This window comes from uncultured Roseibium sp. (assembly GCF_947494555.1).
GTDB lineage: Bacteria > Pseudomonadota > Alphaproteobacteria > Rhizobiales > Stappiaceae > Roseibium.
In genome coordinates this window covers 480,231-493,530 of record NZ_CANLVF010000002.1, presented here as the reverse complement: position 1 = coordinate 493,530, position 13,300 = coordinate 480,231, and the positions used below count along the sequence as shown (strand labels likewise).

The following is a 13,300-nucleotide window of genomic DNA, read 5'->3' as shown; positions in this document are numbered from 1 at the left end:
GAATTCCTCGAAGCTCGAAGGGATCTCAGAGCGCATCCGGGCTTGCCGTAAGTGCTTGGAGGATCCGAGTGGAAAACCACTGCAACACGAGCCCCGTCCGGTGCTTCAGGTGTCTTCCACCGCAAGGCTTTGTATCTGCGGCCAGGCGCCCGGTACGCGTGTCCACCAAAGCGGAAGGCCGTTTACCGATCCGTCCGGTGACCGGCTCAGAAACTGGATGGATATTGATGAGGAGGTTTTCTACGATCCGGCCCGTTTGGCGATCATTCCAATGGGCTTCTGTTTTCCGGGTCTGGATTCAAAAGGCGGCGATCTTCCACCGAGAAAGGAATGCCGCAGTCTTTGGCACGACGATTTGTTTGCGCAGATGGGGCAACTCGAGCTGGTCATTGTGATCGGGCAATACGCTCAGGCCTATCACCTCGGTCCCGCGCGCAAGAAGAGCCTGACGGAAACAGTCGCTGCCTGGACCATCTATTTCGAAGCAGCTCCAAAACCGGGAAAGCCCAAAGTTATCCCTTTGCCGCATCCCTCATGGCGTAACAATGCGTGGCTCAAGAAAAACCCCTGGTTTGACAGCGAATTGCTCCCGGTCTTGCGAAAGGAAGTGGCGCGGCTGATTTAGGAAGATGCAAAGGGATTGGCAAAAAATCCTAATTTTTTCGAGAATTGACAGGCGTTTCGAAAAATAGGATACGTATATCGCTTCTTTCGCGGAAAAAAATGCTGCGGATAGAGCGCAAGTGTTCTCATGAAAAAGCCGTCGAACCGAAGGCCTCGGAAATGATTGACCGCATCGATCGCCGTATTCTGTCCATCCTGCAGGAAGACTGCACCATTCCCGTCGCGGAGATTGGACGACGGGTAGGGTTGTCGACAACACCTTGTTGGCGGCGGATCCAGAAAATGGAAGAAGATGGCGTCATTACAGGACGTGTCGCGTTGCTCGACCCGGCCAAGGTAAACGCGAAGGTGACTGCGTTTGTCGCGATCACCACCAACCAGCATTCCGAGGACTGGCTCAAGAAATTCGCCGATGTCATTCAGGAGTTTCCGGAAGTTGTAGAGTTTTACCGTATGGCCGGGCAGGTCGACTACCTGCTCCGGGTCGCTGTTCCCGACATCGAAGCCTATGATACCTTTTACAAGAAGCTCATTGCCAAGATCGACATTTCGGATGTGTCGACGACGTTCGCAATGGAACAGATAAAGAATACGACGGCTTTGCCCTTAGCCTACGTAATACCCGAAAAACCACGCGCAGAGACTTGATGGCGGACAAAAGGCAGCGAAACAAAATTGCTGTCCGGATTCCATAAGCTTCGCATTCGCCAAAGCGGGGGGGGGCGGAGCATAAATATCGCGTTAAGCAAGCCGGTTAACTGCAATTTCACGGGAGCCAAGTAACTTGGTTTAAACGTGTTTTCAGAACCGCGAGGCCGGACTTGGTTTCTGCAGCCTTTAATACGATTTCGTCAGCCTGCACCGGCCTTTTGAAGGTTCGGGCGCGTTTGCTTGATCTCCTCAGAGCTGACGATCTGAACAACAGGTTTGGTGGACCGGTTTTCGTCTTTGTTTTGATAGCCGTATCCATCTTCCTGGGATCTTCCTGGTACCAGAACGACTGGGGCGGTTTGTTTGACTTCCACAGCAACTTGTCTGACGTGCAGCGGGAAGATTTCGTCGCGTTCTACAGGGCCGGCGAAATGGCTCTCCAGGGCCGGGCCGCGGAAGCTTACGACCCCGTCCTTTTCAGCGCACCGTTTTCCGAAAAGAATGAAAATCTTCTGTTTCTGAACCCGCCTCACGCCTTGCTCATTTTTGAACCGCTGGCGCTGTTGAGTTATCCGGCCGCAAAGCTGGTCGGGATGACGGTCTTCTTCGCAAGTTTCTTCGGAATGATCTACATGATCAGGCCAAATCTTGCCGCGTGGCCGTATCTCTTCATGCTTTTGTCGCCTGGCGCGTTCTACGCTTTTCAACTCCTCCAGCTCTCGCCGTTGATCACTTTTCTCTTGTTGTTTGCAATGTTGCACAGCCGTGACAAACCGTTTTTGAGCGGAATGGCTCTTGCACTGGTGACAATCAAACCACAGTACGGATTGCTGCTACCTGTGTTTCTTTTCGCAGCACGGGACTGGCGCACCTTTTTCTACGCCACAATCGGCACGATTGGTCTGCTTGCTCTGTCTGTTGCCATATATGGTGCCGGGCTTTGGGAAGCGTTCCTGACCTCAATGCAGGATGGAGCACATTCTATTCAGTTCTCAGCCAATCACGGTATGATGTCGACGGTCGGCAGCTCGTTTGGAAAGTGGGGTGTATCGCCGGAGATGCGTCTTGCAACGCAACTTTTGTCGATTGCCTTTGCTGCCGTGGTGGTGTGGTTTGCCGCGCGGCGGCTCCCAAGGATACGTGCTGTTGCCGTCTCGATGCTGGCCGTCACTTTGGCGTCACCGTCCTTTATGTACTACGATTGGCTGTTTTACTCGATTGCGTTGTTGATTGTCTTGAAAGAGGTGCCAAGGTGGCCGCTGACATTGCAGGCAACCGCCGCTCTTTTATGGATCTCTCCGACAATCCACGACGTCCTGTCCGCCCGCGACTGGCTGACATCAATGATATTCTCGAGCCTCGTGCCCCTGATAGCTCTGGTGGTGCTGTGTCAGGTCTGGGTGCTTCTTAGCAGGGAAGCTCGTTCGCGGCCCGGGCACTCTCAAGGCGACGGGACGCGTATGCACGCCGCATCGTGACTTTCGGAAGTCTATCGCGTCGCGCGATCAGCTGGCCTTGAAAGGATGTCTTGAGAAGAAACGCGCAGCTTCTGCATCGCTGACCGGCTGGCCTGCGAAGATCTCCGCATAGTAGCGCATCCGCTTGAGACGGGGTTCCAACGGGTCCGTCGGGCCGTCCTTCTTCATTGATATGTATCCGATCTGGGTCTGGTAGACAGTGTTGGCGCGGATATTCGCATGTTGGGCGTCATAGCCGAAGCGTTCGAACATTGCCTGCAGTGCGGCGACCCTTGTTCGGTCGGCGTCATCCAGCATGTCTGCGAGGTGCTGTTCGGTGTGCGCCCAGTTGCGAACGGCAAATTCCAGTCGGGAATCAAACAGTTCCGGCAAAAGCCAAAGGTCAAACACATTGAGGATCGCTTCGGTAATCGAGTCTGCGTAGTCCTCTGATCGTTTGATGAGGTTTCCTGTGTTTTTTGACTGCCAGAGCGAAATCAAGGCACTCAGGAGGTCGTCGCGATCTGCAAAGTGGCCGTAGAAACTGGTGCGCGAGAGACCGAGCCGATCGGCAAGCGGCATGACCTTTACCGAGTCGATGCCGCTGTCCAACAATGCCTCATATGCCGCCTGAATCCAGACATCGCGCGTGCCACGCCAACCGCTGGTCTTTTCGATCAAAGGGTCGCTCATAGCTTCGGGTTAGCAGCAGACGGCAGCGCTTTCAATCAAAACTGACATGAGTGTCATAAAAAACGACATTAATGTCGGATTTGAGACTTTTCATCGACCTGCAGCACAATTTAGTGTCGCATGCGGTCGGGAACACCGCGACCGGCCGCAAGATGAGGGAAGCGCATGTCAAGGGATCCGTTGCTGCAACCGTATCAGCTGAAGAACCTTACTCTGAAAAACAGGATCATGATCACGTCGCATGAACCTGCCTATCCGGAAGACGGTATGCCGAAGGACCGGTACAGGGCCTATCATGAGGTGCGCGCAAGGGCAGGCGTTGCCATGACGATGACGGCCGGATCGGCAGCTGTTTCAAGGAACTCTCCGCCGGTCTTCAACAATATCCTTGCCTATAAGGACGAGGTCGTTCCCTGGATCAGGCGCTTGACCGACGCCTGTCACGAACACGGGTGCGCCGTGATGATCCAACTCACGCATCTCGGGCGCCGGACGCATTGGAACAAAGGCGACTGGCTTCCCGCTGTCGCGCCGAGCCACGAGCGCGAAGCAGCGCACAGGGCATTCCCCAAGCAGGTTGAAGACTGGGATATTGATCGGATTATCGTGGACTATGCAGATGCCGCCGAGCGCATGAAAGAAGGCGGAATGGATGGCATTGAACTCCAGGCCTACGGTCATTTGATGGATCAGTTCTGGTCACCTTCCACGAACACGCTCGATGGACCGTATGGCGGTTCGCTGCAAAACCGGATGCGATTCTCGATCGAGGTCATCGACGCGGTGCGCAAAAGGGTGGGTGACGACTTTATCGTCGGGATCCGGTTCACAGCGGATGAAGACATGGAAGGCGGGCTGACCGAAAAAGACGGCCTGGCAATCGCGCGAACCCTCAAGCAGACGGGTCAGATTGATTTTTTGAATGTCATCCGCGGCCACATCGATACCGATCCGGGCCTGACCGACGTAATTCCGGTTCAGGGCATGCGCAACGCGCCGCATTTGGACTTTGCCGGAAAGATCCGCAGGGAAATCGGTCTGCCGACCTTTCATGCGGCGAAGATTCCCGACGTTGCGACGGCTCGCCACGCAATTGCGGAGGGGCTCCTGGACATGGTCGGCATGACGCGTGCTCATATGGCAGATCCTCTCATCGTCAGAAAGATCGCTGAAAAACGCGAAGAAGACATCCGTCCTTGCGTTGGTGCAACTTATTGTCTCGACCGGATCTATCAGGCCGGTGATGCTCTTTGCATCCATAACCCGGCCACGGGCCGGGAACTGACCATGCCTCAAGAAATACGTGAGGCAGGCGAAAAAAAGAAGGTGGTTGTCGTCGGCGCGGGGCCTGCGGGTATGGAAGCTGCCAGGGTTGCCGCTGAACGCGGTCACGACGTCACTGTCTATGAGGCAGCCGCGGACGCCGGTGGTCAGATCCGGCTGACCGCTCAGTCCGAACGCCGGCGGGAAATGATCTCGATCATCGACTGGCGGCTTGAACAGTGCATGGCACGAAATGTGCGCTTCAGATTCAATACGTTCGCGGAAGCTGATGACATTGCAGCCGACAGTCCGGATGTGGTGATTGTTGCCACGGGAGGACTGCCGCACACGGAAGTTTTGTCGGAAGGCAACGATCTCGTTGTGTCTTCATGGGACATCATTGCGGGAGACGTGAAGCCGGGCAGGCGGGTTCTCGTTTATGACGATGCGGGTGATCACGCGGCACTGCAAGCCGCTGAAATCGTTGCAGCATCCGGCGCACACGTTGAAATCATGACACCGGACAGATCGTTTGCCCCCGATGTTATGGCGATGAACCTGGTACCCTACATGCGTGCGCTGCAGGGCAAGGATGTTCGCTTCACAGTGACCTATCGCTTGCGGGCCGCCCGGCGGTCCGGGAACATGCTCACTGCTGTGATCGGCACGGACTATTCGAAACACATTGAGGAAAGAGCGTTCGACCAGATTGTTGTCAATCATGGCACGGTCCCGATGGACGAACTCTATTTCGAACTCAAACCGCGCTCAAAAAACCTGGGCGCTGTGAAGCAGGAAGCTCTGATCTTCGGACAACCTCAGCCCCTGGATGCCAATCCGGCAGGCGAATTTGCCTTGTTTCGTATCGGCGACGCAGTCGCGGCGCGTAACACCCACGCAGCCATTTACGACGCGCTACGGCTTGTAAAAGACATCTGACAAATTCTGCTCTGCGCTTTTTTTGAGCAGCGTCTCACTTGGATAAGTGAATGCCGTTTTTGCGCTACGAAACGAGACAGTGGCAGGCCTAATTTTCGCAACGCAAAACGACCGGTGGACCCGGTAGAATCAGGATCGAAACATGTACAGCGATGCGGACATTCTCTCCTTGTTGATGAGCCGGCGGGAAGGCTATTCACTGCCGCAGGCTTTTTACACTGCAGAAACCGTCTTTCAGGCCGACTTGAAGCATATCTGGCAGAAGGACTGGGTTTTCGCGGCGGTTTCTTCGGAGATCCCGAAGACGGGTAATTTTGTGACGCTTCAGATCGGCGCTTATTCGGTCATCGTTGTACGTGGCGCCGACGGCGTCATCCGGGCCTTTCACAACTCTTGTCGCCATCGTGGCAGCCGCATCTGTTCCGCGGCAAGGGGATCCGCGCCGAAGCTCGTTTGCCCTTATCACCAGTGGACCTACGAGTTGGACGGCGCGCTGCTCTGGGCACGTGAGATGGGATCGGACTTCAAGCCGGCTGATCACGGTCTGAAAACAGTTCACTGCGTCGATGTTTCTGGGATGGTGTTCATCTGTCTCGCCGAAATTGCCCCCGACATTTCGGACCTTCAGAAACAGGCCAAGCGGTATCTTGGTCCTCATGATCTCAGCAATCTGAAAGTCGCACACCAATCGACAATCACTGAGAAGGGTAACTGGAAGCTGGTGCTTGAAAACAACCGGGAGTGCTACCACTGTTCCGGTTCGCATCCTTCCCTGTGCCGGACGTTTCCTGATGATCCCAACCTCGTGGGCGCTGACGATTCTTCGACTTCCAACGCGGGAAAAGCCCATGTAGAGCGTTGTGAAAATGCCGGGTTGCCGGCCAAGTACCTGATTTCCGACAATGAACAATGGCGTTTGGTCCGCATCCCGTTTCTTGGCGAAGCCGTCAGCTACACGATGGACGGCAAGGCGGCAGTATCGAAGCGCATTGGCTCGGTTCCCTTTGACAATGCCGGAACGTGCCTGTTCTTCAACTATCCGAACACCTGGAACCACTTCCTTTCAGATCAGGTCCTGGTCTTCAGGGTCTTGCCGGTCGGTCCCATGGAATCGGAGGTAACGACGACCTGGCTGGTTCACAAGGATGCACAGGAAGGGGTCGATTATGACCTTGACCGGTTGACCGAAGTCTGGACCCACACGAACGACGAAGATCGGCGGATTGTTGAAGAAAACCAGATCGGTATCTGTTCTCCGGCCTATGAGCCTGGACCGTATTCACCTGTTCAGGAAAGCGGCGTCATCCAGTTTGTCGACTGGTATGCGCGAACGCTTGAGGCGGCACTGATCGGCCGTTTCCGTGTGGCTGCGGAGTAACGTGATGATCCCGAAGCCCGGCCGAGAAACGCCTGTCTGGAACGACAGTGAACTGCTTGAATGCGTGATGGTGGTTCCCGAAGCCCCCAACGTGAAGACCTTTTCGTTTCGCCCGCCCTCCGGGGCAACGTTTGTCTACAGGGCAGGGCAGTTCATCACGTTGGACCTCCCTGTTCCGGAAGGCAACGTTCAACGGACCTACACGCTGTCGTCTTCTCCGGTGTCGAATGCCTATGTGTCCGTCACTGTAAAGGCGCAATCGGACAGCCGTGGCTCACGCTGGATGCTCGACAATCTGAAGCCTGGCATGCAGCTCAAGGCATTCGGACCAGCGGGGCTTTTTCACCTGCCTCCGAACCCTGACGGCAAGTTCCTGTTCATTTCGGCCGGCTCCGGTGTGACGCCCATGATGTCAATGGCACAGACACTGTTTGAGCGTGGTGAAGATCCCGATATCTGCTTTATTCAATGCGCCAACCGGCCCGTCGAACTGATCTTCCGCCAGAAACTGGAATACATGGCGAGCAGGGTCACCGGGCTGCAGCTCCATTTTGTCGTAAACCAGAGCGATCCTTACGAGGTCTGGACCGGTTATCAGGGGCATTTCAACCAGCTGATGCTTGGGCTGATGTGCAATGACTATCTTGATAGGGATGTCTATTGTTGCGGTCCGGAAGGCTTCATGGATGCGGTGCGCGAGATCCTGAACGCGCTCGGCTATGACATGGACCGCTATCATCAGGAGAGTTTTCAGGCTCCAGCGGAAACCAAGGCGGAACTCACCGAATTCGACGACGTGGTCCCCCAGGAAGACAGTCAGGCGCAAATCGTTTTTGCCAATTCCGGTGTTTCAGCATGGTGCTCGGAAACGGATACGGTGCTTGCCGTTGCAAAGGATGCGGGCCTCAACATACCGTCCGGCTGTACATTCGGCGTCTGCGGTACTTGCAAGGTCAGGAAGGTCGACGGCGAGGTGCACATGGTCCATTCCGGTGGCATCAGCGAAGACGATATCGAGGCGGGCTATATTCTTGCCTGTTGTTCCAACCCCATTGGAACCGTCGAAGTAGAGGTTTAGGGATGAACTAGGTCAGCGACAGGCGTGCCCGCACCTTGTCGGAAGAAAGCTCTTTGACAGTTTCGCGGCCAATCTTGCGGGCTGTTTTGTCGTTTGAAGAGGCAAGTTCTTCGCCGAGGACGAGAGCCGGACCGTGCAATTCTGCAGACCGCTTGCCGATCTGGCGCAGGGCCCAGTGGACTGCCTTCCAGACAAAGTTACGCTCGTCAGTCGACGCTTCGCGGATCAGGTCGAGATAGGCGATGAACTCGCTGTCTGGTGATGATTTTGCGTGAACCGCGCGCCAGGCGATGAGCGCAAACCCGGCGCGTTTGACAAACTCCCGTTCATCGCCGACGAGACCCTGAACGAGGGCATCGGAGTCTTTGCGCCTCGCCAGAACATTGGTGAGCTGGTCGCACAAATCCCAAGACTGAATGTCTTCGAGCCAAGACTGCGCAAGGTCAGGTGTCATGTCCTTGGGCTTTGTGAGCAGGATCGCAAGCAGACGGGCTTCGTGAAATCCCGATGCCCAAAGTTCACCAGCAAGGGCCGACGATCCCGCGATTTCCTTTGCAAATGGTCGCAGGATTGAAAGCGGAACGCCAAATGCCCTGCTCGCGTCGATCCCGAACCGGGCCAAGCCGGTTCGGTTTTCTTCCGAGCCCAACTCCTCGAGCCTCTCGAGCACTGCTGTGGCGGTCCAGCCAGGCGCGGATGATGATGCTGACGACATGGGCGGACGACTATTTCTTTTCGGCGTGTTCCAGGCGCGCGATCAGGCTTGATGTGTCCCAGCGCTGTCCGCCCATCGCCTGGACCTCGCCATAAAACTGATCGACAAGTGCCGTAACCGGCAGGCGGGCACCGGTTTCATTGGCAGTCTGCAGACAAATGCCGAGGTCCTTGCGCATCCAATTCACGGCAAATCCGAATTCGAATTGGCCGTTGCGCATGGTTTCCCAGCGGTTTTCCATCTGCCACGACTGAGCGGCACCGCCGCGAATGGCCGAGATTACCTTTTCAACGTCCAGATCCGCTTTCTTTGCAAAGTGGATCGCCTCGGAAAGGCCCTGAACGAGCCCTGCGATGCAGATCTGATTGACCATTTTGGTCAACTGCCCGGCGCCGCTGTCACCCATCAGGCCGACGAATTTTGCAAAGCACTCAATCACCGGCTGAGCCGCCTCGAAATCCTTTGCATCACCGCCACACATGACAGTAAGGGCGCCGTTTTCAGCGCCCGCCTGTCCACCGGAAACCGGCGCGTCAATGAAACCGCATCCCCTTGCTTTGGCAGCCGCATGGAGTTCGCGGGCAACATCTGCAGAGGCCGTCGTGTTGTCGACGAAGATGGCGCCTTCCTTCAGTGCGTGGAATGCGCCGTTTTCACCCGTGGTGACCGAACGCAAGTCATTATCGTTGCCAACACAGGCAAACACGAAGTCGCATCCATCTGCGGCCTCTTTCGGTGTTGCGGCAAATGCACCGCCATATTCGGCTGCCCATTTCTCGGCCTTTGCCGTTGTGCGGTTATAGACCGTCACGTCATGACCGCCCTTGGTTTTCAGGTAGCCGGCCATCGGATATCCCATGACACCCAGACCGATGAATGCAACCTTTGCCATGACGCGCTCCCTTCGCAGAACAAGGCCCGGTATGCGAACCGGGCCTTTCGATGAATTTATCGTCTGCGTTTTAGGATATTTGCCGGCGCCTGTCAGCATCGCCGGCCGGCAAAGGTGCTTTGATCAGAGCCAATAAGGCCTGCGACGCCAGATGCGGTCGAGAATGGCTTCCTGAGCCGCTTCTTTCGCCAGACGCTTCTTCGTTGCCGGGTCTTGCCGTTCAGTCGTGTCGACACGGGTTGCTTCCAGGAAGCTACGTGCATAAATATCTAACATTGACTTACACTCCTCACGTCGTTGCTGTAACGAATATGGCTAAGAACATGGAAAAGTGCGAGTCAGGAAGATTTTAGATATGTAAGGAAAAATAACATATGGATTGGCGTTCGCTCCCTCCACTGAACAGTCTCAAAGTGTTTGCCGCCGTTGCAGAAGCGAAAAGTCTTTCGGCAGCAGGACGGGAACTTAATGTCACCCACGCAGCCGTCAGTCAGCAGATCCGGAGCCTTGAGAGTTTCATGGGGCTGAAGCTGATCGTGCGGGAGGGCCGGGGTGTTGCCCTGACGCTGGAGGGGGAGCAACTGTTCAGCGGTCTGAAAGGTGGATTTGAGGCCATTCGGGAATCCGTCGATGCACTGCTTAAGGACGATCAGGCAAGGCCGTTGAATATCACCATGACCCCCACATTCGCGGTCAGTTGGCTGATGCCCCGCATCAACGATTTCCGGCTGAAGCACCCGGACATAGAGTTGATGCTCAATCCAACGGCGGAGGTCGTTGAACTGACCCCGGGTGGTACGGACCTGGCGATCCGCTTCGGCAAGGGAGACTGGCCCGGTCTGGATTCCGAAATGCTTTTGCCCACAAACTTTGCCGTCGTCGCAGCGAGATGTCTTATCGGCGACAAGGCGATTAGCGGCCCTGAGGACATTCTTGGTTTTCCGTGGCTGCAGGAATACGGCACCAACGAACTTGCGATCTGGATGGAAAATCAGGGAGTCGTGCCCTGCGAGAAGCTCAACATCATCCATCTGCCAGGTTACATGCTCCTTGAGGGGCTGCGGCGCGGCGAGGGGGTGTCGGCGACTGCAAAGGCCTTCATCAAGCCGGATATCGATGCCGGCAGCCTGCAGGTGCTTTTCGAGGATGAAGAAGACCCGGGAACCGGCTATCACATGTTGACGCGGCAGGGCGTAAAGCGTCCGCCCCTGAAGAAACTGATGACCTGGCTGTGCACCATGATCGGAGAAGATGCGAATAGGGCACACGGCCAGGATTTCGACACATAGACTTTGTCTCGTCGATTGCCCGGTCTTTGCCCTATCCGTTTTTCATCGGCTTAAAATGTAAAATCGTCAATGATGCTTGGTGAAAACGCCGGGTCTCCCGTCAATTCGAAATCGAGAACCGCAGCGTCTGAAAAGGTAACCTTGATTTCTTCAAAGTTCAGGGAAAAATCCTCTGTTGGAACGGCACCATCAGACGCGGTTTGTCGACCATTGTCGAATTCGGTGAGATCGGTGGAAGTCGGATCCTGTCCGGTCTCGTCCTTGAGGTCTTTGACAAATTCGAAAGTGTCAGCATTGGATGCACCGAGCCCCTGATATCTTGGGAAATCCCAGGTTTTGAAATGTGGCATTACGAAAATCCTTTCTTAAAAAACAGGCCTTGGCCTTCAGAAAGGACGCTATTCGCTGAAGCGGATTTTGTCTGTGACTGTTGTCACGCGAATGCGTTTGAATGGAACACAGGGCAAATCCGGCCTCGCAGTATCGGCAAATCCGGAGAAAGACCGACAAAAGGCAGCCTTTGCTTTCTGGCGGGATATGACAGCCGTAATGAGCGCTGCAATTCGCCAGGCGAAGTGGACGCATCCGTGCCTCACTCGCAGCGCATCAACGAAAGATCCACATCTTTCAGGAGCACCTTGACCCAACCAGTACAGACTTAATCCGTATACTGGATCTGTCCGAGCGGCCTCTTTTGAGGCATGAAAACGAAGGCAATCGGAGAACACAACGCATGACAGGTGCGCAAAATACGACCAATCCACTCGTTCTTCCCGACGATCTTCCGCGCCCGGCCGACGATGGCGGTGCAGATCATCTGACGGGCATGAAAATGCCCGCTGTTCGATTGCGCGCAACGTCCGGAGACCGGGTGGATCTGTCCAAACTGCCGGGTCGAGTGGTCGTCTATGCCTATCCGATGACGGGCGTTCCAGGCGTCGAGTTGCCGCCTGGCTGGAACGACATTCCCGGCGCGCGCGGATGCACGCCGCAGACATTATCGTTTCAGGCCGAACAGGATGTGTTTGCGGCCTTCGGAGTGACAGTGTTCGGCTTGAGCACGCAGACCTCCGCGTATCAGAACGAGCTTTCCAATCGCCTGGATCTGTCATTTCCGATCCTGAGCGACGCTGATTTCGAACTCTCCGACGCCATGCGTCTGCCGACCGTGGTGGCGGAGGGCATGCGGCTGATCAAACGAATTACCCTTATCGTCAAGGACGGCACCGTTGAGCAAGTATTTTACCCTGTGTTCCCGCCCAACAGGTCGGCTGCCGAGGTAATCGCATGGCTTCAGGACAATGTGGCTCGCGAGCATGGACCCGGCGTTCTGATTTACACAGCGCCCGGTTGCCCCCATTGCCGCGCAGCAATGGCGCTCCTGGAGAAAAACGAGGTGCCTTTTGTCGAGGTTGACGTTCAGCGCGATCCGGAAGCGGCGAATGTCATGGTTGCACGCAGTAATGGCCGCCGCACGGTTCCGCAGATTTTTGTCGGCCCAACCCACATCGGTGGGGGCGATGACCTGGCTGCGCTTGAGAACGGCGATCGGCTGGAGGCATTGCTTGCGGGTAAGAAGACATAGCGCTGGTGAAAGGGGGCATTGCGAGCCTGATCCGGATTGATGTCCCGGCTGCGGTAAAACGGGCAGGGCGATGAAGTCCGGTTCACACAATACAAGATCTCAGCGAAATACGGACATCCGTTCGGTTAGGGGGGAAGCAATTGCAACACTCACGCGCGGAAGACGAAGCGATTTACGTCACATTGGGCCGCGAAGGCACCAACCATGATTTTGTGTTGCGCAACCATCTCAGAGAACGCCGAAGTAAGGCGCAGATACTTTATGCGGCGGATGCAAGCGGCATGCTGGAGCGTTGCGTCAAGGGAGATGCCACGCATTTGATGATTTGCGCCGCTCATCCGGATGCTGCGGAGATGGTCGCAATAGCCCAATACGTCCACGGTATCCTTTTGACCGACACCTTTATTGCCAGCAGCGAGGCCTTGGCTGTTTTGAGACGGTCCGATATCGAGCGGCCGAGAACCATAGCGCTTCATCCTGCAACACGTCCTTACATGACGCTTTCGGAGTTCGACGAGGTCATCGAGGTGAATTCGACGGTTGCCGCCTTTGAGGGACTGCTGCAGCGGAATTGGGACAGTGCCCTCACACAGCGACGCTATGCCAACGCCAACGGTGTCATGATTGTCCGGCCCATTGAGGCGGCGCGGGACGCATGGCTGGTCCTGTCGCGCGAAGGAATTCATGAACGACACCGGGAATTGGAGTGACCTTTCGACCAGACGCTTCGGATGGT

At 55.7% G+C, this 13,300-nt stretch carries 14 protein-coding genes; 9 read left to right on the top strand and 5 right to left on the bottom strand.

Annotated features, from left to right (window positions below; all coding sequences use genetic code 11):
- Positions 1 to 22 precede the first annotated feature (22 nt).
- The 3 genes from Q0915_RS10820 (at position 23) to Q0915_RS10810 (ending at position 2,753) form a co-directional block, all read left to right on the top strand.
- Positions 23 to 625 (top strand): uracil-DNA glycosylase family protein, encoded by a 603-nt coding sequence (locus Q0915_RS10820; protein ID WP_299472311.1) that lies wholly within the window; start codon positions 23 to 25, stop codon positions 623 to 625.
- A 161-nt stretch (positions 626 to 786) separates the two neighbouring features.
- Positions 787 to 1,272 carry an Lrp/AsnC family transcriptional regulator gene (locus tag Q0915_RS10815; RefSeq protein WP_299472310.1) on the top strand — a complete coding sequence of 162 codons (486 nt, stop codon included), beginning with the start codon at positions 787 to 789 and terminating at the stop codon, positions 1,270 to 1,272.
- A gap of 173 nt (positions 1,273 to 1,445) precedes the next feature.
- Positions 1,446 to 2,753, top strand: a complete 1,308-nt coding sequence (locus Q0915_RS10810; protein WP_299471210.1) for a glycosyltransferase family 87 protein — start codon at positions 1,446 to 1,448, stop codon at positions 2,751 to 2,753.
- A 27-nt stretch (positions 2,754 to 2,780) separates the two neighbouring features.
- Here Q0915_RS10810 and Q0915_RS10805 read toward each other — a convergent pair whose 3' ends face one another.
- Positions 2,781 to 3,410, bottom strand: coding sequence for a TetR/AcrR family transcriptional regulator (locus tag Q0915_RS10805; RefSeq protein ID WP_299472309.1), 630 nt, complete (start codon positions 3,408 to 3,410; stop codon positions 2,781 to 2,783).
- A gap of 180 nt (positions 3,411 to 3,590) precedes the next feature.
- On the opposite strand from Q0915_RS10805, the gene Q0915_RS10800 reads away from it, so the two are divergent.
- From Q0915_RS10800 to Q0915_RS10790, 3 genes are all read left to right on the top strand, one after another.
- Entirely contained in the window at positions 3,591 to 5,627 is a 2,037-nt protein-coding gene (locus Q0915_RS10800) for an NADH:flavin oxidoreductase (protein ID WP_299471207.1), read from the top strand.
- A gap of 142 nt (positions 5,628 to 5,769) precedes the next feature.
- Complete coding sequence (locus Q0915_RS10795; protein ID WP_299471205.1) at positions 5,770 to 7,005, top strand: aromatic ring-hydroxylating dioxygenase subunit alpha; 1,236 nt, start codon at positions 5,770 to 5,772, stop codon at positions 7,003 to 7,005.
- A gap of 4 nt (positions 7,006 to 7,009) precedes the next feature.
- Complete coding sequence (locus Q0915_RS10790; RefSeq protein ID WP_299471204.1) at positions 7,010 to 8,083, top strand: hybrid-cluster NAD(P)-dependent oxidoreductase; 1,074 nt, start codon at positions 7,010 to 7,012, stop codon at positions 8,081 to 8,083.
- Positions 8,084 to 8,090: 7 nt separating this feature from the next.
- Here Q0915_RS10790 and Q0915_RS10785 read toward each other — a convergent pair whose 3' ends face one another.
- From Q0915_RS10785 to Q0915_RS10775, 3 genes are all read right to left on the bottom strand, one after another.
- Positions 8,091 to 8,753, bottom strand: a complete 663-nt coding sequence (locus Q0915_RS10785) for a DNA alkylation repair protein (RefSeq protein ID WP_299544275.1) — start codon at positions 8,751 to 8,753, stop codon at positions 8,091 to 8,093.
- 55 nt (positions 8,754 to 8,808) lie between these two features.
- Positions 8,809 to 9,690: an NAD(P)-dependent oxidoreductase gene (locus Q0915_RS10780; RefSeq protein WP_299471198.1), complete on the bottom strand. Its 882-nt coding sequence runs from the start codon at positions 9,688 to 9,690 to the stop codon at positions 8,809 to 8,811.
- A gap of 123 nt (positions 9,691 to 9,813) precedes the next feature.
- Positions 9,814 to 9,966 (bottom strand): hypothetical protein, encoded by a 153-nt coding sequence (locus Q0915_RS10775; RefSeq protein ID WP_299471196.1) that lies wholly within the window; start codon positions 9,964 to 9,966, stop codon positions 9,814 to 9,816.
- A 98-nt stretch (positions 9,967 to 10,064) separates the two neighbouring features.
- Between Q0915_RS10775 and Q0915_RS10770 the strand changes: the two genes are divergently transcribed.
- The gene (locus Q0915_RS10770; RefSeq protein WP_299471194.1) at positions 10,065 to 10,979 is read left to right on the top strand and encodes a LysR family transcriptional regulator; all 915 of its coding nucleotides are present in this window, start codon (positions 10,065 to 10,067) and stop codon (positions 10,977 to 10,979) included.
- 50 nt (positions 10,980 to 11,029) lie between these two features.
- On the opposite strand, the gene Q0915_RS10765 is transcribed toward Q0915_RS10770, so the two are convergent.
- Positions 11,030 to 11,329 carry a hypothetical protein gene (locus tag Q0915_RS10765; protein WP_299471192.1) on the bottom strand — a complete coding sequence of 100 codons (300 nt, stop codon included), beginning with the start codon at positions 11,327 to 11,329 and terminating at the stop codon, positions 11,030 to 11,032.
- 383 nt (positions 11,330 to 11,712) lie between these two features.
- On the opposite strand from Q0915_RS10765, the gene grxC reads away from it, so the two are divergent.
- The gene (grxC, locus tag Q0915_RS10760) at positions 11,713 to 12,564 is read left to right on the top strand and encodes a glutaredoxin 3 (protein ID WP_366525282.1); all 852 of its coding nucleotides are present in this window, start codon (positions 11,713 to 11,715) and stop codon (positions 12,562 to 12,564) included.
- Between the two features lie 140 nt (positions 12,565 to 12,704).
- A complete protein-coding gene (locus Q0915_RS10750) occupies positions 12,705 to 13,274 on the top strand; it encodes a hypothetical protein (protein ID WP_299471188.1) in 570 nt (189 codons plus the stop codon).
- The last annotated feature ends 26 nt before the right edge of the window (positions 13,275 to 13,300 follow it).

Bases quoted from the DNA above. Each gene is read 5' to 3' on its own strand.
- Q0915_RS10800 (WP_299471207.1), top strand. From the start codon at position 3,591: ATGTCAAGGGATCCGTTGCTGCAACCGTATCAGCTGAAGAACCTTACT.
- Q0915_RS10795 (WP_299471205.1), top strand. From the start codon at position 5,770: ATGTACAGCGATGCGGACATTCTCTCCTTGTTGATGAGCCGGCGGGAA.
- Q0915_RS10790 (WP_299471204.1), top strand. From the start codon at position 7,010: ATGATCCCGAAGCCCGGCCGAGAAACGCCTGTCTGGAACGACAGTGAA.
- Q0915_RS10780 (WP_299471198.1), bottom strand. From the start codon at position 9,690: ATGGCAAAGGTTGCATTCATCGGTCTGGGTGTCATGGGATATCCGATG.
- Q0915_RS10775 (WP_299471196.1), bottom strand. From the start codon at position 9,966: ATGTTAGATATTTATGCACGTAGCTTCCTGGAAGCAACCCGTGTCGAC.
- Q0915_RS10770 (WP_299471194.1), top strand. From the start codon at position 10,065: ATGGATTGGCGTTCGCTCCCTCCACTGAACAGTCTCAAAGTGTTTGCC.
- Q0915_RS10765 (WP_299471192.1), bottom strand. From the start codon at position 11,329: ATGCCACATTTCAAAACCTGGGATTTCCCAAGATATCAGGGGCTCGGT.
- grxC (WP_366525282.1), top strand. From the start codon at position 11,713: ATGACAGGTGCGCAAAATACGACCAATCCACTCGTTCTTCCCGACGAT.